Below are 19,009 nucleotides of genomic sequence, written 5' to 3'. Positions count from 1 at the left end.
CCCGCTCGGGTCGAGCGGGCGCCGGGAACGGGCTCCGGACGGCCCGGGCCGTCAGGCGAGTTCGCCGCGGAGCATGATGCGGCGGCCGAAGAGCTCGTCCCTGAGGCGGTCCGCCTCGGGGGCGGCGACGTCGGCCAGGAGGGCCTGGGTGGCGGTGAGTTCGGCGAGGGCGGCGTCGGAGTCGCCGGTCGCGCCGTGGACGTCGGCGAGGACGAAGCGGGTCTTGCCGTGCCACAGCGCGGAGCCCAGGTCGTCGAAGATCGCCGCGGCGGACTCCAGGTGGGTGCGGGCGGCGGGGAGGGAGCCGGCGCCGAGCGCGATGGAGCCGAGCGAGTAGAGCGACTGGGCCTCGACGGTGCGTTCGCCGACCTGGCGGGCCAGGGTGACGGCCTGCAGGAAGACGGCTTCGGCCTGCCCGGTGCGGCCCTCGCCCCAGTGGACGAGGCCGAGCCCGTAGAGGGCGTGCGACTCGCCGATCCGGTCGTTGGACTTGCGGACCAGGCGGAGCACCCAGTTGAAGGCCTGGTTGGCCAGCTCCAGGGTGTCGCTCTTCAGGTACAGCTCGCCGAGCCGGTAGATCACCTGGGCCTCGACGCGCAGGCAGCCGGTCTCGCGGCAGATCGCCAGCGCCGAGTTGAGCATCTCGCGGGCGGTGTCGTACTCGCCGGCGTCCATCCGGACCTTGGCGATGCTGCACAGCACGTGCGCCTCGCCGATCTTGTCGCCGAGTTCGCGCAGGTCGGCGAGGACGGTGGTGTACTTGTCCATCATCGCCTCGTGGTCGCCGCGCAGCCGGTCGACGAAGGCCATGTTGCGCAGCACCAGCGCCCAGCCGTGCCGCTCCCGCTCCTCGGCGAAGTCGTCGAGGGCGGGCAGGAAGCAGGCGTCGGCCTCGGCGAGGCGCTTCTGGAACATGTGCAGGGTGCCGAGCGAGTAGCGCATGGCGGCCCGGCCGCGCCGGTTGCCGGTGGCCTCGGCGAGCCGCAGGGCGGCCTCCGAGGTCTCCCGCCAGTCGTCGAAGTAGCCCTTGGTCTCGAACAGCGTGACGGAGGTGAGGGCGAGGTCCCAGCAGAGTTCGTCGAGGCCGAGTTCGGCGGCCTGGTTGACGGCGGCGACCAGGGCCCGGCGCTCGGTCTCCCACCAGGCCATCGGGTTCTTGAGCAGGTCGGCGAGCTCGTCCTCGGGCAGCCGCCAGCGTTCGCCGGTGCCGTGCAGCACGGTGTAGTCGCCGCCGTACTCGCGCCGGTGGCACTCCTCGGCGAGCGACATCCAGGCGGCCAGTACCCGGCGCAGCGCGGCGTCGGCGTGCTCGGCCGGGTCGGCTTCGGCGAGCCGCTCGCGGGCGTAGATCTTGATCAGGTCGTGGAAGCGGTAGCGCGGCGCGTCCTCGCCGGGGAAGGTGAGCACGTCGAGCAGCTGGGCGTCGACGAGTTCCTCGACGATGTCCTCGGCGGCGGGCAGGTCGACGTCGAGCAGGGCGGCGGCCGTCCAGCCGGCGAAGTCGCTGGCGCGGGGCAGTGCGAACAGCCGGAACAGCCGCTGGGCGTCAGGGCCGAGGGCGCCGTAGGCGAGCGCGATGTTGGAGCGCAACTCCAGCCCACCGTGGGCGAGTTCGTCCAGCCGGCCGGCCTCGGAGCGGAGCCGCTGGACGAGCCGGTTGATCCGCCAGTGCGGGCGGCAGGCGAGCCGGGCGCCGGCGATCCGCAGGGCCAGCGGCAGGCCGGCGCAGAAGTTGGCGAGTTCGACGGCGGCGGGCAGTTCCCCGGCGACCCGCTCCCGGCCGGCGATCCGGGACAGCAGCTCGACGGACAGTTCCTCGGTGAAGAGGTCGAGGTTGACCCGGCGGATGCCGGGCAGGCCGCTGAGCCGGGAGCGGCTGGTGACGATGACGGCGCAGGTGGCGCTGCCGGGCATCAGGTCGCGCAGCAGCCGTTCGTCCGGGACGTCGTCGAGCACGACCAGCACCCGCTGCCCGGCGAGCCTGCTGCGGTAGAGGGCCTTGCGCTCCTCCAGGTCGTCGGGCACCGAGTGGCTGGCCACGCCGAGGGCGCGCAGGAAGCGGCCGAGCACGTGCCCGGAGCCGTCCCCGCCGGAGCCGTGGAGGTCGGCGTAGAGCTGCCCGTCCGGAAATGCGGTGTGCAATTCGTGGGCCGCGCGAACGGCCAGGCTGGACTTTCCGATCCCCCCCTTGCCGGTGATGCCGACGACGCGCACCGGGCAGCTGCCGGAGTTCTCCGGCAGGGGGGTCTGGAGATAGTCCCGGATCTCCTCGACGTGTTCCTGACGGCCAGTGAAATCGGCGGTGTCGGTGGGCAATTGGTGCGGAGGCGGAACCGCGGCCTCCACCGGCGGAACCTCCGGTTCGTCGCCGTCGGAAACGGGCTCGGCGGAGCGCTGGGCGGGCACCGAGGGGGCGGCCGCGGCGGTGGGTGCCTCCAGCCGCGGGTCGCCGTTGAGAATGGCCATTTCGAGTTCCTGGAGTTCGCGGCCGGGCTCGATGCCCAGCTCGCTGACCAGGACGGCGCGCATCCGGCGGAACACGTCCAGAGCGTCGGCCTGCCGGCCGGCCCGGTACAGGGCGAGCATCAGCGAGCCGTACAGCCGCTCGCGCAGCGGCTCCCGGGCGATCAGCTCGAACAGCGGGCCGATGATCTTGTCGTGTCGGCCGAGCTCCAGCTCCAGCCGGTAGGACTCCTCGGTGACGGCCAGCCGCTGTTCGTTCAGCACGGTGGCGGCGCGTTGCGCCAGGTCACTGGGGATGCCCATGAGGGCGGGGCCGCGCCACAGGCCGAGCGCCCGGGCGAAGCCCTCGGCGGCCTCGGCGGTGCGGCCGCGGTCGGCGTGCACCCGGGCGGTCTCGCCGAGCCGGGCGAAGCGGTCGATGTCCAGCTCGCCGGCGGCGGTGGCCAGCAGGTAGCCGGAGGGGCGGGTGACGATGAGGTCGGCCCGGCCGGCGTCGGCGAGCACCCGGCGCAGGGCGGAGATGCAGATCTGGATCTGCGAGCGGGCGGTGGCCGGCGGCAGGTCCCCCCAGACCGCGTCGACGAGCTGGTCGTTCGGAGTGACCCGGTTCGCATTCAGCGCCAGCATCGCGAGGACCACCTGCTGCCGTGGTCCCCCGATCGCCACCTGCCGGCCGTCGTCGACGATCTCCAGCGGCCCGAGCAGCCGAATTTCCATGCATTTCCCCCGTCACATCGAAAGTTGCGCCCAGCAGCCCCGGTGGACATTATCCGCATGGCCCCGTCACCCCTCGATCACGCGTTCCACATTTGTGATCTGGCTCACAACCGGAGGGTAGGAGTCCATTTTCCCGGGCTCCCCGCGCGGTCGGACCGGCGGAATCGGCGTCGGTGACGGTGGGTGAACACCCCAGGCAGCGGCACCCCCGGACGGGTTCCTCGCGGAGCGCACTTGCTGCCGTGCAGTTTGCTGCCATCGGGCGCGGATGGCTTCGACCCCGCCCCGACCAGCAGAGTTCCTGGCATCAGCCGATCGGCAGCCATCGGCACCCCATCCCCGCGACCGCCGGTATGTCGCCCATGCCCCGAAACATGCGCCGGACATGCCCCCGAACCAGAGAGCCGAGTTGCCCATGCGCGTCACCCCGCGACCGATCGCGTTCGCGACCACCTGCCCGACCGTCCCCGTGGTGTCCGGCGACACCGGCTGGCAGTGAGCGGCACCCACCGGGAGGCCGCCGCGACCACCGCGCCGGCAGCCGCCGCCGCGGCCGCCCTCGGCGAGGAGCTCGCCGACTGGTGCCGCACCGGCACCGAGCGGACCTTCCCGTACACCGCACTGCTCGCCCACCTGCGCTCCGTGGGCAAGCACTTCCTCGAACCCGAACTGCTCGACCGGCTCGCCGCCTGCCGCGCCCACCACCTGTCGGCCGCCGGCCCCGGCCGCTTCCTCGGCCGCTTCCTCGACGTCGTCCTGGACAAGCACGACGACCACTACGACTACCCCAGCTACACCGCGCTGGAGCTGCTGCGCCGCCCGCCCAGCGGCGACTGGCGCAAGCTCCGCCACCGGCGCGACCGGCTCGTCCTGCTGCTGCTCGCCGACCTGGTCGACTTCGAGCAGCGGGCCCTGGACGGCCGCCCCGACCACCCGGCCGAGATGCTGCCGGACGCCCGGGTGCTGGACAAGCGCCAGCGCCTCGCCGTCCGGGTCATGGAGCCCGCCGCGCTGCGGGTGCTCGCCCCGGGCACCGTCGACCCGGGGACGGTCGCCGCCACCCCCGGCCGCACCGCGCCGACCCTGCTCGCCGACGCCGTCCGGGACACCCTGAGCGACGAGGAGCGGCTGACGCTGGCCGCCAGCGTCCAGCCGGTGTACGTGCTGCACGACGAGTACCTGTTCCTGCGGGTGCTGCAGTCCTTCGAGGCCACCTTCACCTTCATGTCCGGTGCGCTGGCCTACGCCGTGCGCCAGCTGCACGGCGAGGAGCCCGGCGAGGCGGCCCCGGCGGTCGCCGCCGTCGCGGACGTGCTGAAGGAGTCGCTGCCGCTGTTCTCGCTGCTGGCCACGATGCAGCCGGAGTCGTTCCGGATCTTCCGCCAGTTCACCGACGGCGCCAGCGCCATCCAGTCCGAGGGCTACAAGACCTTCGAGTCGTTCTGCTCCACCCCGCTGCGGGCCCGGCTGGACTCCGCCGCCTTCACCTCGGTGCCCCGGGTGCGCGAAGCCGTGCTGGAGGGCCGCGAGACCGTCCAGGGCACCTGGCACGACGTGGCCGACAGCGGCTGGCTGACGGAAGCCGACGCCACCGCGGTGCGCGCCGCCGCCACCCAGCTGGAGTCCGTCCACCAGCGCTGGAAGCAGACCCACTACCGGCTCGCCGTCCGCATGATCGGCGAGCGCACCGGCACCGGCGCCACCGAGGGCGTGCCGTACCTGGAGGCGGTCATCGCCAACCGGCTGTTCCCCTCGCTGGTCCGCGAGACCACCGCCGCCTGACGGCCGGCGCCGACCGACCGACCGCCCGCCGCCCGCCCGCCGCCCGCAGCGCGGCGCCCCACCCCGACCCGGAGACACCCACCGATGAGCAAGCGATCCACCACCGGACGGCCCGGCGCCGCCCGGCAGTCCATGAACCCGGAGGAGGTCGAGCGGCTGCTCGTCTACGAGTACGACCGGGGGAGCAACTACGAGGAGGACACCCGGCTCACCACCGCGCTCTCCGCGCTGCTGCCCGAGAGCGAGCTCGTCCACCCGGACCAGCGGCTGTTCCAGACCGTGCACCTGATCACCGAGTTCGCCTGGTGCGAGATGCACTTCGAGATGCGCCGGGCGATCGACCTGATGCGGGCCGGCGACCAGCTGATGGCCGCCCAGGTGCTGGAGCGGGCCGCCGACGTCGGCGACATCCCGCTGACCGTGCTCACGGTGCTCGTCGAGCACCTGCCGCAGCGCAGCCTGCTGGCGATGCGCGCGACCTTCCCGGAGAACACCACCGGGCTGGACTCCCCGGGCGCCCGCAACCTGCGCCGCGCCGCCGTGCCGCTGTGGCAGGAGTTCATGGACGCGCTGCACCGCGCCGGCCTCACCACCGAGGACCTGATCGAGGCCCAGGGCCGGCTCGGCACCCCCGCCGAGGCGGACCGCGCGGCGGCCGAACTCGCCCTGGTCCGCAAGGCGATGCTCCGGCTGGACGGCGCCGTCGTGTACTGGAAGCAGCGCCACCTGCGGATGGTGTGGAGCCAGCTCGGCGGCCACCCCGAGTCCCGGCACGGCGTCGACGAGGCCGCGTGCCCCGGCATGCCGACCAGCCTGCGCGGCCAGTCGATCAGCGCCCTGCGCGCCATGGCCGAGCGGACGCTCTTCCCCGCGCTGTGGGACTCCGTGGACGCCACCTACCGCAAGACCGTGCCGGTCGGGGAGACGTCCTGGTGAACCCCTGGCGCCCCCACCCCGACCAGCTCGCCCGCCTGATCCGCGCGGAAGGAACCCACCCCGCCATGACCGACACCACCCCGGCCCCCGCCACCGGGACCGACCCGCTCCTCGACACCGTCCGCGACGCCTGGACGTCCGTGCTCGGGCACCAGGACTTCGGCGACGACGAGAACTTCAACCGCGTCGGCGGCCACTCCGGCGCCGCGCTGCGGATCAGCAAGATCCTGCGCACCGCGCTCGGCCGGCCCGTCCCGATCAAGCTGCTGTTCACGCACCCGACCGTCCGCGGCCAGGCCGAGGCGCTGGCCGCCACCGAGACCGCCGAGGCGGCCCCCGTCCCGGTCGGGGCCCGGGCATGACCGCCTCCGTCGCCCAGCTGGAGATCTGGCTCGCCGACCAGGTCGAGCCGGACTCCGGCCGCTACAACATCCCGCTGGCCCTGGAGTTCGACGGCCCGGTCGACCCGGCCGCACTGCGCGGCGCCCTCGCCGACCTGCTGCTGCGCCACCCGGCGCTGGCCGGCCGGTTCGAGGCGCTCGGCGGCGAGCTGCGGATGCTGCCCGAGCCGGGCGCCGCCGTCCCGCTCGGCGTCGTCGCCCTGCCCGGCCCGTACGACCGCGAGGCGGCGCTGCGGGAGGGCGCCGCCTCGGCCGCCCGCCCGCTCGCCCCGGGCACCGCGCCGCTGCTGCGCGCCGATCTGTTCGCCCACCCGGACGGCGCCCTGCTGGTGCTGACCGTCCACCACATCGTCGCGGACGGCGACTCGATGGGCGTGCTCACCCAGGACCTGCTGACCGGCTACCGGGCGCACCTCGACGCCACGGCCGTCCGCCCGGCCCCGGCCCTGGCCACCCCGCCCGCCGCCGGCGACGGCTGCCCGCACTGGGACGCCCTGGTCGGCGACGACCCGGTGGTGCTCGCCCCACTGCCCGACCTGGTCCGCCCGGAGGGCGGCGCCGCCGGCGAGCCCGGCTGGGTCGAGCGCCGGCTGCCCGCCGAGCGGCTGGCCGCCGTGCGCGAGGTCGCCGTGCGCACCGGCACCTCCAGCGCGACCGTGCTGCTGACCGCCTGGACGCTGCTGCTGCACGCGTGGTCCGGCGAGTCCGAGGGCGTGCTCGGCATGCCCTTCGCCGGGCGCGACGAGCCCGGCGCCGAGCACGCGGTCGGCCTGTTCACCCGCGTCCTGCCGGTGCGCAGCGACTACCTGCCCGAGCGTGGCTTCGACGCCCAGGCGGCCCTGCTGGGCGGGCAGTTGCTCGACTCGATGGAGGCGCTGGCCGACCACGGCGCCCCGGCCGGCGGGCCCGGCTACGCCACCGTCTTCCTGCACCACCCGGCCGGGCGCCGCACCTGGCGGCTGCCCTCGGTGACCGTCCGCCAGTTCGACCTGGAGGGCGGCGCCGCCAAGTACGACCTCGGCCTCGCCGCGGTCGAGCTGGACGAGGGCGCGGGCGAGGAGCTGCTGCTGCGCATCGACCACGACTGCGCGCTGTACACCCCGGCCACCGCCGAACTGATGCTGGACCAGCTGGACCGGCTGCTGGAAGCCGTCTGCCGCGCCGACGCGCCCTGCCTGGACCTGCTGGCCGGCCTGGCCTCCACCACCGGCCGCACCGGCGCCACCGGCCGGGGCGACGCCGCCGCCACCGTGCCCGCGCTGGTCCTCGCCCAGGCCGAGCGGGCCCCCGACGCGACCGCCGTGCTGCACCGCGGCGAGTCCGTCAGCTACCGCGAACTCACCACCGAAGCCGCCCGGTTGGCGCACTGGCTGCGCACCCAGGGGGTGCGCACCGACGACCTGGTCGCGCTGCTGCTGCGCCCCGGCATCCCGACCGTCACCGCGATGCTCGCCGTCGCCCTGGCCGGTGCCGCCTACCTGCCGCTGGACCCGGCCTACCCGGACGCCCAGCTCGCCCTGGTGCTCGACGACGCCCGCCCCGCGCTGGTGCTGACCGAGCCCGGCGAGCAGGACCGGGTGCGCGCCGCCGGCCGGCCGGTGCACGCCGTGCCGGACGCCGTCCGCGCCGCCCGCTGCCTGCCCGCCGTCCCGCCGGTCACCTCGGCCGGCCCGGACACCCTGTTCAACGTGCTGTACACCTCCGGCTCGACCGGCAAGCCGAAGGGCGTGCTGCTGCACCACGGCGGCGTGCTGCGGATGATGCACCGCCCCGACTTCGTGCCGCTCGGCCCGGACGACACCGTCTCGCACCTGTCGCCGCTGAACTTCGACGGCGCCACCTACGAGATCTGGGGCGCGCTCACGCACGGCGCCCGACTGGCCGTCCTGGACAAGGAGCTGGTCCTCGCCCCCACCGAACTGCGCGCGGCCGTACGGGAGTTCTCCGTCACCACGCTGCTGGTCACGACCCCGCTGCTGAACCGGATCATCGAGGACGCGCCGGACCTGCTGCAGTCGCTGCGCCGGGTGTACTTCGGCGGCGAGCTGATCTCCGTCCCGCACATGCGCAAGGCGCTGCGCTGGTGCCGCCCCGGCACCCTGCTGCACAGCTACGGGCCGACCGAGAACTCCTTCACCTCCTCCTGGCACCCGATCACCGAGGTGCCGGAGGGCGCCCGCACCCTGCCGATCGGCGGCCCGGTGCCGCACACCCGGCTGCACGTGGTGCTGGAGGGCACCCTGACGCCCGCCCCGCCGTACGTGCCCGGCGAGCTGCTGCTCGGCGGCGCCGGCGTGGCCCGCGGCTACCTGGGCGACCCGCTGCGCACCGCGGAGCGCTTCGTCCCCGACCCCTTCGGCGGCGACGGCGGCCGGCTGTACCGCACCGGCGACCGGGTCCGCTGGGCGGCGGACGGGCAGCTGGAGTTCATCGGCCGGGCCGACAACCAGGTGAAGATCCGCAGCCAGCGGGTCGAGCTGGGCGAGGTCGAGGCCGCGCTGCGCGCCCAGCCCGAGGTCCGGGCCGGGTTCGTCACCGCCCGGATCAACGGGCGCGGCGAGAAGGAGATCGTCGGCTACGCGGTGCTGGAGCGCCCGGCCACCGTCGAGCAGCTGCTCGGCCGGCTCGCCACCGTGCTGCCCCGCTTCGCCGTCCCCTCGCACCTGCTGCTGCTGGACGAGCTGCCGCTCACCCCGAACGGCAAGATCGACCGCCGCCGGCTGCCCGCCCCCGGCGCCACCCCGGCCGCCCCGGCCGCCCTTGCGCCCGCCGCGGCGCCGGCCCTCGGCGAGCCGGGTGACGGCGACGCGCTGGCCGCCGTCACCCGGGTCTGGCAGGAGCTGCTGGACGGCCGCCCGTTCGGCCCGGACAGCAACTTCTTCGACGTCGGCGGGCACTCGCTGATCCTGGTCAAGCTGCGCGACGGCCTGTACCGGGCCACCGGCGTCAAGCCCGGCGTCGCCGACCTGCTGCGGCACACCACGCCGCGCGCCCAGGCCCGGCTGGTCGGCGGCGGCGAGACCGCCACCGCGCCGCAGCCGGCCGTCCGGACGCGGCGAAGGACCACCGACGACGCGATCGCCGTCATCGGCATGGGCGCCCGCTTCGCCGGCGCGCCCGACCTCGCCGCCTACTGGGACAACCTGCGGGCCGGCCGGGACTGCTTCCGCCAGGGCCCCGGCCCGGTCGTCACCGAATTCCCGGACGGCACCCGCAAGGTGGCCCGCTGGGGCATGATGGCGGACGGCCTCGGCTTCGACGCCGAACTGCTCGGCTTCGCCCCCGAGGACGTCGCGCACGGCGACCCGCAGCAGGGCGTCCTGCACGAGGTCCTGTGGTCGGCCGTCGAGGACGCCTCGCTGCGGCTGAGCGACATCGCGCACGGCACCAGCCTGTACGTCGGCTGCCCGCGGTTCGTCCAGAACGACGGCGAGGCCCGGGTCGACGACGTGGTCAACTCCGACCCGACCTTCGTCGCCTCCCGCTTCGCCTACCTGCACGACCTGTGGGGCGAGGCCCTGCTGCTCGACACCGCCTGCTCGACCGGCCTGTACGCCGTGCACCTCGCCGCCCGCTCGCTGCTGCGCGGCGAGAGCGACTACGCGCTGGCCGGGGCCGTCTCGCTGGCCGAGTCGGACGGCGGCTACACCTACCGCCCCGGCTTCCTGTACGCCGAGGACGGCTTCTGCCGGCCCTTCGACCGGCGGGCCACCGGCACCGTGGGCGGCTTCGGCGCCGGCGCGGTGCTGCTGCGCCGGCTCGCCGACGCCGAGCGCGACGGCGACCCGGTGTACGCGGTGATCCCCGGCAGTGCCGTCAACAACGACGGCATCGCCCGGGTCGGCTACTCCGCGCCCGGCGTCGAGGGCCAGGCCCGGGTCATCCGGGACGCCCTCGCCACCGCCGGGCTGACCGGCGAGGACGTCGGCTACCTGGAGGCGCACGGCACCGGCACCCGGCTCGGCGACGCCATCGAGGCCACCGCCCTCGGCGAGGCCCTGGGCACCGGCGGCCCGCAGGTCGCGATCGGCTCCGTGAAGGCCTCGATCGGGCACTGCAACACCGCCGCCGGCATCGCCGGGCTGATCAAGGCGGTGCTCGCGGTGCACCACGGCTACCTGCCCGCCACTCCCGGCGTCACCGAGCCGATCGAGGAACTGACCCGGCACGGCGAGCGCTTCGCCCTGCTCACCGAGGGCCGCCCGTGGCCGCAGGACCGTCCGCGCACCGCGGGCGTCAGCTCCTTCGGCGTCGGCGGCACCAACGCCCACGTCCTGGTGCGCCAGCACCAGAGCGCACCGGAAAGGGTGTGACACCGATGACCTTGCCCGACACGCCCCGCGTGCTCGCGCTCTCCGCCCGCGACCGGCTCGCCCTCACCGAGGCCTGCCGCCGGCTCGCCGAGCGGCTGGAACGCGAACCCGCCCTCGACCCGGACGACGTGGCCGCCACGCTGCACCTGGGCCGGGAGCGGTTCGCCGCCCGGCACGCCGTCCACGGCCGCACCACCGCCGAACTCGCCACCGCCCTGCGGGCCGGGGCCCCGGCAACGGCGCCCGGCGCCGTCCCGGCCGTCGAGCTGTACCTCGGCGCGCTCACCGCCCCGGCCTCCACAGCCCCCGAACTGCCGCAGGTCACTGAGGCGTTGGCGCTCGCCGAGCGGCTCGGCGCGCCGGCCGCCGGCCGCGCGGTGGCCGTGCAGTACGGGCTGGCCGCCTGGCTGATCGCCCGCGGCGTGGTGCCCCGGGAGATCCGCGGCGAGGGCACCGGCGCGCTCGCCGCCGACGCCCTGCTCGGCCGCACCACGCTGGCCGACGCGCTGCGCGCCGACGTCGGCACCCCCGGCGGCGCCGGCGGCGCGGCGCCCGGACACGCCTTGGCCGTCGACCTCACCGACGCCGAGGGCGGCACCACCGAACGGCTGCGCGTCACCCCCGGGGACGGCGCCTCGCTCGCCGGGCTGCTCGCCGAGCTGTGGCGGCGCGGCCTGGACGTCGACACCACCCTCGGCCGCCCCGGCCGCAAGGTCCGGCTGCCCGGCTACCCGTTCCGCCGCGCCACCGCCGACGAGCAGCCCGCCGCGGCCGCCCGCGGCCTGCGCCCGCTCACCCCGCACGAGCAGCGCTGGCTCTTCCACGACCTGGTGCGCTCCTCCAGCTCGGCCGAGCACAACGCCCGCGCCGTCGCCGTCCGGCCCGGCCCGGCACCCGAACCCACCGCCGTGGCGGCCGCGTTCACCGAGCTGCAGCGGCGGCACCCGAAGCTGCGCACCGCCTTCACCCAGCAGGGCGGCCGCTGGTTCGCCCGCACCGACGCCGCCCCCACCGGGCTCACCGCACCCGTCCCCGGCCGCCCGGCCGGGGCGGTCGCCGCCGGCCCGTTCGAGCTGCGCGACGCCCCGCTGGTGCGCTGCGTGCTCGACACCGGCGACAGCGCCGGCGACAGCACAGGCACCGGCGACGGCACCGGCGACGGCTGGACCCTCGCGCTGGCCGCCTACGAGCCGGTGGCCGGGCGCGAGGCCGTCGAGGGACTGCTCACCGAACTGCTCGACCTCTGCGGCGCCGCCCGGCCCGCCCTCATCTGACGTTTCATCACCTCATCGACAAGGAAACCGACATGACCACCATGCAGGACCACCTGACGACCCCCGCGATCCCGGCCGACTGGCACGGCGCCGCCCCCGCCCCGATCGGCGTCGACCAGGCCTTCAACGGCTTCGTCGCGGCCGGCATCGTCAACGCCCTGGACCGCCTCGGCGCGTTCGACCGGCTGCTCGCCGACGGCGCCCTCGACGTCCCGCGCTTCGTCGCCGCCGCCGGCCCCGGCGCCCGCGAGCGGGTCATCCGCGAGGTGCTGCGCTGCGCCGCCACCTGCGGCTGGGTCCGGCTGCTGAACGGCGGCGACACCGTCGTCCTCACCCCGGCCGGCGAGGAGATCGCCCGGATGCGCGGCTACTTCACCTGGGGCGTCGGCGGCTACCACGACATCATCGGCCGCGCCCACCTGCTCGCCAACGGCGAGGGCACCTTCGGCGTCGACGTGCTGCGCGACGAGGCCATGGTCGCCCTCGGCTCCGGCCAGAACGACCGCAACTTCATGGCCGGCACCCTCGACGACGTGCTCGCCGAGGTCGACTTCGGCACCATCGCGGACCTCGGCTCCGGCATCTCCGCCCGGGTCAGCCGGGTCGTCGGCCAGCGCCCCGGCACCCGCGGCCTCGGCCTGGACATCAGCGGCCCGGCCACCGACCTGGCCCAGCGCACCATCGCCGACGCCGGCCTCACCGACCGCGTCCAGGCCATCCGCACCGACGTGCTGGACGTCTGCCACCGCGAGGCGCACCGCGACGCCCTCGCCGAGGTCGACACCGTGATGAGCTTCTTCCTGCTGCACGACCTGCTCGCCGACGAGACCACCCGCCCGCAGATCTTCACCCGCCTGCGCGAGGCCTTCCCGGCCGCCCGCACCTTCGTCCTCGGCGACACCATGCTGCGCCCGGACTCCGAGCACGCCACCACGCTGCCGGTCTTCTCGCTCGGCTTCGAGCTGGCGCACGCCCTGATGGGCGTCCCGCTGCACACCAAGGAGACCTACGAGGAGCTGTTCGCCGGCGCCGGGCTGCGCCCGCGCAAGATCGTCCCGTTCGGCACCCCGCACTCCTGGCTGTACGTGCTGGACGCCGAGTGATGGCCAACCCCCTCGCCCTCTACCGGGAGTTCTCCCCGCGCACCCGGGCCGTCCTCGCCGTCAACGCCGTCAACTCCTTCGGCGGCGGCCTGGTCCTGCCCTTCCTCTGGATCTACCTGCAGCAGGTCCGCGGCCTGCCCGCCTGGGTGCCGGCCGTCACCCTCGCCGTCCAGGCCGCCACCGCCGTGGCCGGCGGCCTGGCCTGGGGCGCGCTGCTCGACCGGCTGGCGCAGCGCACCGTCGTCTCGCTGGTGATGCTGATCGCCGGCCTCGGCACCGCGCTGTACGCCTTCGCCACCGGCCCGGCCCCGGCCCTGGCCGCCGCCGTGGTCTACGGCCTCGGCATCAGCGGCGTCGGCACCGTGCTGCGCTTCCTGTACGCGGGCGCCGCCTCGGCCCGCGAGCGCGGCCTGGCCTTCTCCGCCGACTACGCCGTGTTCAACGCGATGACCGGCCTCGGCGTGCTGGTCGGCGGCCTGGTCGCGGCCGGCGCGGGCGCCGGGCGGTTCACCGCCCTGTACCTCGCGGACGGCCTGACCTTCCTGGTCGCCGCCGCCGCGCTGTGGCTGCTGCTGCCCCGGGCCGCCGGCGAGGACGGTGGCGCGGGCGGGGACGCGAAGCCGTCCGGCGGCTACCGCGAGGTGTTCCGGGCCCGCCACCTCGGCGTGCTGCTCGGCACCCTGACGATGTGCTCGCTGGTCAGCTACGGCCAGTTCCGCTCCGGCCTGCCCGGCTACCTCACCGGCAACGGCGCGCTCGGCCCCGAGGGCCTGTCCGGCGCCTTCGCGCTCAACATCGTGGTCGCCGTGCTGGCCCAGATCCTGCTCGGCGAGCAGGTCCAGCGGCTGCGCCGCAGCACCGTGCTGGCCGTCAGCGGCGCCTGCTGGGCCGTCGCCTGGGCGCTGGTCGCGGTCGCCGGGCTCGGGCACGGCGGCGGCGCGCTCGCCGCCGCGCTGGCCGGGGTGGTGCTGCTCTCGCTCGGCGAGGCGCTGGTCTTCCCGGTGCTGACCGCGCTGCTCAACGACCTCGCCGAGGACCACGTCCGCGGCCGGGTCAACGCCCTGCTGTCGGTCGCCGTCTCCACCGGCTCGGTGGCCGGCCCGGCCCTGGCCGGCGCCACCCTGCCCTGGGCCCGCGGCCTGCCGCTGATGGCCGTGCTGATCACCGGCTGCCTGGCCGTGGCGGCGGTGTCCGTCCGGCTGCGCGCCGTGCTGCGCCCGTCCCTCGACCGCCCGGCCCCGGAGCCGGCCGCCGACCCCGCCCCCCTCGCGGCCGCCCCGGCCGCGGGCTGACCCTCACCTCGTCAGGAATCCGCCCATGCCCAACTGGCCACTGCACGAACTCTCCGTCCGCACCTCCCGGATCGAGCTGCGCTACCCCACCGCCGACGACCTCGACCAGCTCGCCGACCAGGCCGCCGCCGGCGTCCACGCCCCCGGCTTCATGCCGTTCTTCTCCCAGTGGACGGACGGCGACCGCGAGACCGTCACCCGCCGGGTGCTGCAACGGCACTGGCGGGCGATGGCCGAATGGGCCCCGGAGGACTGGACGCTCTACCTGGTCGTGGTGCACGACGGCGAGGTCGTCGGCTCGCAGAGCCTCGGCGCGATCGACTTCGGCACCACCCGCGAGGTGCTGCTCACCTCCTGGCTCGGACTGCGCCACCAGGGCTCCGGCCTCGGCGGCCACGCCCGCGCCGCCAGCCTGGAACTGGCCTTCACCGGCCTCGGCGCCGAGCAGGCGCTGTCCGTGGTCCGGCAGGGCAACGACGCCTCCCAGGCGGTCTGCCGCAAGTTCGGCTTCGTCCACGACGGCAGCCAGACCAACGCGGTGCGCGGCGAGCGCGCGGTCAGCGACCGCTACCGGCTCACCCGGGACCGCTGGGAGCGGTACCGCGTCATCGAGGCCGAGGTGCGCGGCGTCGAGGCGGCCCGCCACCTCTTCGACACCACCGCCACCCGCCCCGCCGCCTCCACCACCCCCGCCCTGGCCACCGTCCTCTCCGGCATCCGCCCCGCCCCGGAGGCCGACCAGGCCCTCGCCTGAGGCCACCCCCGTCTACTCGAAGGACCGACCACCGTGGCAGACCGACCCGTCATCGCCGTCGTCTACGACCTGGGCGCGGTGAGCCCGCTCACCATCGTCGAACACCTGGAACCGCTCGGCGACGTGCTCATGGCGCTGCGCCGGTCCGAGCACACCGAGCTCAACCGCGCGCTGATCGAGGAGCTGGCCACGGTCGTCGACCTCGACCCGGACCACGACACCGCCGCCGAGGAGCTGCGCCGCCACCGCCCGGACGCGCTCCTCACCTTCAGCGAGACCTGCCTCGGCGACGCGGCCGAACTCGCCGAGCGGCTCGGCCTGCCGTTCCACTCGGTCGAGACGGTCGGGCTGCTGCGCGACAAGTACGCGATGCGGGCCCGGCTGCGCGAGCACGGCGTCGACGCCGTCCGCTCCGCCCGGCTGGAGCGCCCCGGCGACTGGCCGGCCGCGCTGGCCGAGGTCGGCCTGCCCGCCGTGCTCAAGCCCGCCACCGGGCAGGGCAGCCGGGACACCCACCTGATCACCGAGGAGGACGCGGGCCGCCGCCTCGCCGAGGAGCTGCTGACCGGGCCGGAGGCCGGCCCGATGGTGCTGGAGGAGTACCTGCGCGGCCGGGACTGCGGGCCCTTCGGGGACTACGTCTCGGTGGAGAGCGCCGTGGTGGACGGCGAGGTCACCCACTGGCAGGTCACCGGCAAGTACCCGCTGCTGCCGCCGTTCCGCGAGCCCGGGCAGTACTGGCCGGCGCCGATCGACGACGCCGAACGGGCCGCCGCGCTCACCTTGACCACGCGGGTCATCGAGGCCCTGGGCGTCCGCACCGGCATCACCCACACCGAACTCAAGCTCACCGCCGAGGGCCCCCGGCTGATCGAGCTCAACGGCCGGCTCGGCGGCTACCAGTCGTGGCTCACCGAACTGGCCGGCGGCCTCGACCCGATGGAGCTGGCCGGCCGGATCGCGCTCGGCCAGCGGGTGGAGGTCGGCCACGCCCCCACCGACCGGGTGTACTTCGTCCGCTCCGTCCAGACCCCGCGCGAGGGCGGCCTGCTGAAGGCCGTGCACGGCCTGCGGGAGGTGCTGGACCTGCCCGGCGTCGAGGGCGCGACGGTGATGAGCCGCCCCGGCGAGCAGCTGCCGCCGACCGTGTCGACCGCCGAGCTGGTGTCCGTCACCGGCATCGTCGAGGACCACGCCGCGATGCTGGCCGTCGTGGAGAAGGCGCTCGGCACGCTCACCTTCACCATCGAGGGGCCGGACGGCGAACGGACCATGACCTCGGCCGAGTGCGAGCTCTGACGACCCCGGGCAGGCGGCCGCGGCCGCCTGCCTCAACGGTCGACTCAACGGTCGACTCAACGGTCGATCAGCGGTCGATCAACGGTCGGCTCAGCGGTCGATCAGCGCGAAGCGGGAGGCGAACACCCCCGCCTGGAAGCGGCTGTCCACCCCCCAGTCCCGCATCAGCTCGGCGATGTGCCGCCGACAGGTCCGCACCGACATGTTCATCCGGTGCGCGATCGCCTCGTCCTTGTGCCCGGCCGCGAGCAGCCGGACGATCCCGCGCTTGACCTCGTCGCCGCTGTCCCCGTAGCCGAAGCCGGTGTGGGTGAACGGGCGGGCCTGGCTCCACTCCCGCTCCATCGTGCGGTACAGGTACGCGACCACCACCGGCTCGCGGATCACCATCGCGCCCGGCTCGCCGTCCTGGGTGCGGTCGGGCAGGAAGGCGATCCGCCGGTCGAAGATGATCAGCCGGTCGATCACCTCGCCGACCGTGCGGATCTCCGAGCCGGCCTCCGACATCCGGGTGAAGTGCATCTGCACCACCGGGCTGGCCAGCACCACGTGCGGGTACAGCGCGCGCATCCGCACGCCCCGGTCCAGCAGCTGCAGGTCGCGCGGGCGGCTGTCGACCAGCGTCTCCTCGCTCAGCGCGGTCGGCTGGCTGACGAACACCTCCTCCGAGCAGGCCCGGGACACCTCGCTGAGCATGCTGCGGACCTGTTCCACGTCGTGCAGCAGCTCGATGGCGACGCCCCGGCCGTGGTCCCGCCGGGCCTCGAAGTAGGTGGACTGCAGCGGCAGCAGCATCGCCCTGGTCCGCTCGGCGCGCATCCGCCGCTCGTGGATCTCCTGCTCCAGCGGGCCGACGAGTTCGGCCACCGCCGCCTCCGGGCTGGCCGGCACCCAGCGGCCGGGCGCCGTCCCGTGCAGCAGCCGCAGCTCCAGCAGCGCCGCCAGGGCGGCGTCGAAGCGCTCCAGGGGGAGTCCGTCGTGCCGGTCGGCGGCGATCAGGACGCCGTCCCGCAAGGCCTGTTCGTACAGGAGGGTCGCGTCGGGCGTCAGTTCGGTGCCGCCGCCGGTCTCCGGGTCGGTCATGGTGCTCCCCCCGCGGTCACTTGCTGCCAGGCAAGTTTATGACAGCGTCCGGACATCGATCCGGGCCCCGGGATCGGCAAGGCTTCTCGCATCCCCAGTCGAGCAGCCCGTTTTCGGGCAGCCCCGTCGAGCGCCCCGGAGTGGAGCCTTGCAGACCGCAGCAGTCCGTACGGACATCCCCCAGTTCCTGCCGGTGGCCGGCCACCACGTGCCGGCCCCGTTCTACCTCACCGCCGACATGTTCGGCGGCCTCCCGTTCGAGCTGGCCGGCGGCTCGATCGACCACCTGGTCGGCAAGCCGGTCGCCGACCCGCACCGGCACGAGGTCGCCGAGATCTACTTCCTGGTCTCGCCCAACCCGGGCGGCGCGAAGATCGACGTCACCGTGGACGGCGTGCACCACGAGCTGAGCTCCCCGGCCGTGCTGCACGTCCCGGCCGGCGCCGAGCACCTGTTCCTCACCAAGGAGGCCGAGCCGGGCAGCTACTGCTTCGGCATCCTGCTGGGCGACCAGGCGTGACCACCGCCCTGGCCCCGGCCGCGGCCCCGGCCCGGCTGCACCTGAGCGAGAACCCGTACGGTGCCAGCCCGCTCGCCCTCGCCGCCGCCCGCGAGGCGATCGACCTGACCGAGGTCTACCCGGACCCGGCCCGGCAGAGTCCGACCGCCGCCATCGCCGCGCACCTCGGCGTGGCCGAGGAGCAGATCGCCGTCGCCAACGGCAGCGACGAGCTCGTCCTGCTCACCGCCCTCGCCCTCGGCGACGTCACCAGGCCCGGCGTCACCACCGCCGGCACCTTCCCCGGCTACCGGATCTGCCTGGAGACCGCCCGGCGCGGCTGCGCGGAGATCCCGCTGACCGGGCCGGACGGCACCGACACCGACGCCGAGCGCTTCGCCGAGGCGCTGGCCGGCGCCGGCATCGGCTACCTGTGCAACCCGCACAACCCGACCGGCGCCCTGCTCTCCCGCGAGCGCTTCGACCTGCTGGTCGCCGCCGCCGAGCGCACCGGCACCCCGCTGGTGGTCGACGAGGCCTACCTGGAGTTCACCCCGGCCGGCTCCCCGCAGCTGCGCGACTACCTGGACCGCGGCGCCCCGGTCGTCTCGCTGCGCACCTTCTCCAAGGCGTACGGGCTGGCCGCGCTGCGGATCGGCTACGCGGTCGGCCGGGCCGACCTGATCGCCCGGCTGCGCGAGGCCCAGGGCACCATGCCGTTCAGCGTCAACCGGGCCGCCCAGGCGGGCGCCGTCGCCGCGCTCACCGACCCGGAGCACCTGGCGTCGGCCGTGCGCCGCACCGCCGAGCGGCGCGAGCGCTTCCGCGCCGACCTCGCCGCCCGGGGCCGCCGCTCGCTGCCCTCGGCCACCAACTTCGTCGCGGTCGCCGTACCCGACTCCGCGGCCGCCGAGCGGCTGCTCGCCGAGCGGTACGGGATCCTCGTCCGCGACGCCGGCCGGTTCGGCCTGCCCGGCTACCTGCGCGTCTCGCTCGGCCCCGACGAGCAGCTGGACCGGCTGCTCGACGCGCTCGACGAACTCGCCCCCGTGCGCTGAGCCGCACACCTCCCTCCCCGCACCTGTAGGAGCAC

Annotated in this window: 13 protein-coding genes; 11 read left to right on the top strand and 2 right to left on the bottom strand. The window is 75.1% G+C overall.

Features of this window, described 5'->3' with window-relative positions:
* Window positions 1–51: 51 nt before the first annotated feature.
* The gene (locus ACPC54_RS04910) at window positions 52–3,180 is read right to left on the bottom strand and encodes an AfsR/SARP family transcriptional regulator (RefSeq protein WP_498961241.1); all 3,129 of its coding nucleotides are present in this window, start codon (window positions 3,178–3,180) and stop codon (window positions 52–54) included.
* A gap of 495 nt (window positions 3,181–3,675) precedes the next feature.
* Between ACPC54_RS04910 and ACPC54_RS04905 the strand changes: the two genes are divergently transcribed.
* From ACPC54_RS04905 to ACPC54_RS04865, 9 genes are all read left to right on the top strand, one after another.
* A complete protein-coding gene (locus ACPC54_RS04905) occupies window positions 3,676–4,962 on the top strand; it encodes a tryptophan 2,3-dioxygenase (RefSeq protein ID WP_498961239.1) in 1,287 nt (428 codons plus the stop codon).
* Window positions 4,963–5,046: 84 nt separating this feature from the next.
* Window positions 5,047–5,898, top strand: a complete 852-nt coding sequence (locus ACPC54_RS04900; RefSeq protein WP_498961237.1) for a hypothetical protein — start codon at window positions 5,047–5,049, stop codon at window positions 5,896–5,898.
* A 65-nt stretch (window positions 5,899–5,963) separates the two neighbouring features.
* Window positions 5,964–6,260, top strand: coding sequence for an acyl carrier protein (locus ACPC54_RS04895; RefSeq protein ID WP_498961235.1), 297 nt, complete (start codon window positions 5,964–5,966; stop codon window positions 6,258–6,260).
* On the top strand, window positions 6,257–10,612 hold the full coding sequence (locus ACPC54_RS04890; RefSeq protein WP_498961233.1) for an amino acid adenylation domain-containing protein: 4,356 nt from the start codon (window positions 6,257–6,259) through the stop codon (window positions 10,610–10,612). The genes ACPC54_RS04895 and ACPC54_RS04890 overlap by 4 nt, the downstream gene beginning before the upstream one ends.
* A gap of 5 nt (window positions 10,613–10,617) precedes the next feature.
* Window positions 10,618–11,886 carry a CurL C-terminal domain-containing protein gene (locus ACPC54_RS04885; RefSeq protein ID WP_498961231.1) on the top strand — a complete coding sequence of 423 codons (1,269 nt, stop codon included), beginning with the start codon at window positions 10,618–10,620 and terminating at the stop codon, window positions 11,884–11,886.
* Between the two features lie 32 nt (window positions 11,887–11,918).
* The gene (locus ACPC54_RS04880) at window positions 11,919–12,989 is read left to right on the top strand and encodes a methyltransferase (protein WP_498961229.1); all 1,071 of its coding nucleotides are present in this window, start codon (window positions 11,919–11,921) and stop codon (window positions 12,987–12,989) included.
* On the top strand, window positions 12,989–14,281 hold the full coding sequence (locus ACPC54_RS04875; RefSeq protein WP_498961227.1) for an MFS transporter: 1,293 nt from the start codon (window positions 12,989–12,991) through the stop codon (window positions 14,279–14,281). Before ACPC54_RS04880 ends, ACPC54_RS04875 begins: the two co-directional genes overlap by 1 nt.
* Window positions 14,282–14,306: 25 nt before the next feature.
* Window positions 14,307–15,035 carry a GNAT family N-acetyltransferase gene (locus ACPC54_RS04870; protein WP_498961225.1) on the top strand — a complete coding sequence of 243 codons (729 nt, stop codon included), beginning with the start codon at window positions 14,307–14,309 and terminating at the stop codon, window positions 15,033–15,035.
* Between the two features lie 33 nt (window positions 15,036–15,068).
* Entirely contained in the window at window positions 15,069–16,334 is a 1,266-nt protein-coding gene (locus ACPC54_RS04865; RefSeq protein ID WP_498961223.1) for an ATP-grasp domain-containing protein, read from the top strand.
* A 90-nt stretch (window positions 16,335–16,424) separates the two neighbouring features.
* Here ACPC54_RS04865 and ACPC54_RS04860 read toward each other — a convergent pair whose 3' ends face one another.
* Window positions 16,425–17,417, bottom strand: coding sequence for a helix-turn-helix transcriptional regulator (locus tag ACPC54_RS04860; RefSeq protein ID WP_498961221.1), 993 nt, complete (start codon window positions 17,415–17,417; stop codon window positions 16,425–16,427).
* Window positions 17,418–17,565: 148 nt separating this feature from the next.
* On the opposite strand from ACPC54_RS04860, the gene ACPC54_RS04855 reads away from it, so the two are divergent.
* Together ACPC54_RS04855 and ACPC54_RS04850 are read left to right on the top strand one after the other, a co-directional pair.
* Window positions 17,566–17,937, top strand: a complete 372-nt coding sequence (locus ACPC54_RS04855) for a cupin domain-containing protein (protein WP_498961219.1) — start codon at window positions 17,566–17,568, stop codon at window positions 17,935–17,937.
* Complete coding sequence (locus tag ACPC54_RS04850) at window positions 17,934–18,974, top strand: pyridoxal phosphate-dependent aminotransferase (RefSeq protein WP_498961217.1); 1,041 nt, start codon at window positions 17,934–17,936, stop codon at window positions 18,972–18,974. Before ACPC54_RS04855 ends, ACPC54_RS04850 begins: the two co-directional genes overlap by 4 nt.
* Window positions 18,975–19,009: the final 35 nt, after the last annotated feature.

This window comes from Kitasatospora sp. NPDC094028, assembly GCF_049543595.1.
Classification (GTDB): Bacteria; Actinomycetota; Actinomycetes; order Streptomycetales; family Streptomycetaceae; genus Kitasatospora.
This window is presented reverse-complemented; position numbering and strand designations above follow the sequence as displayed.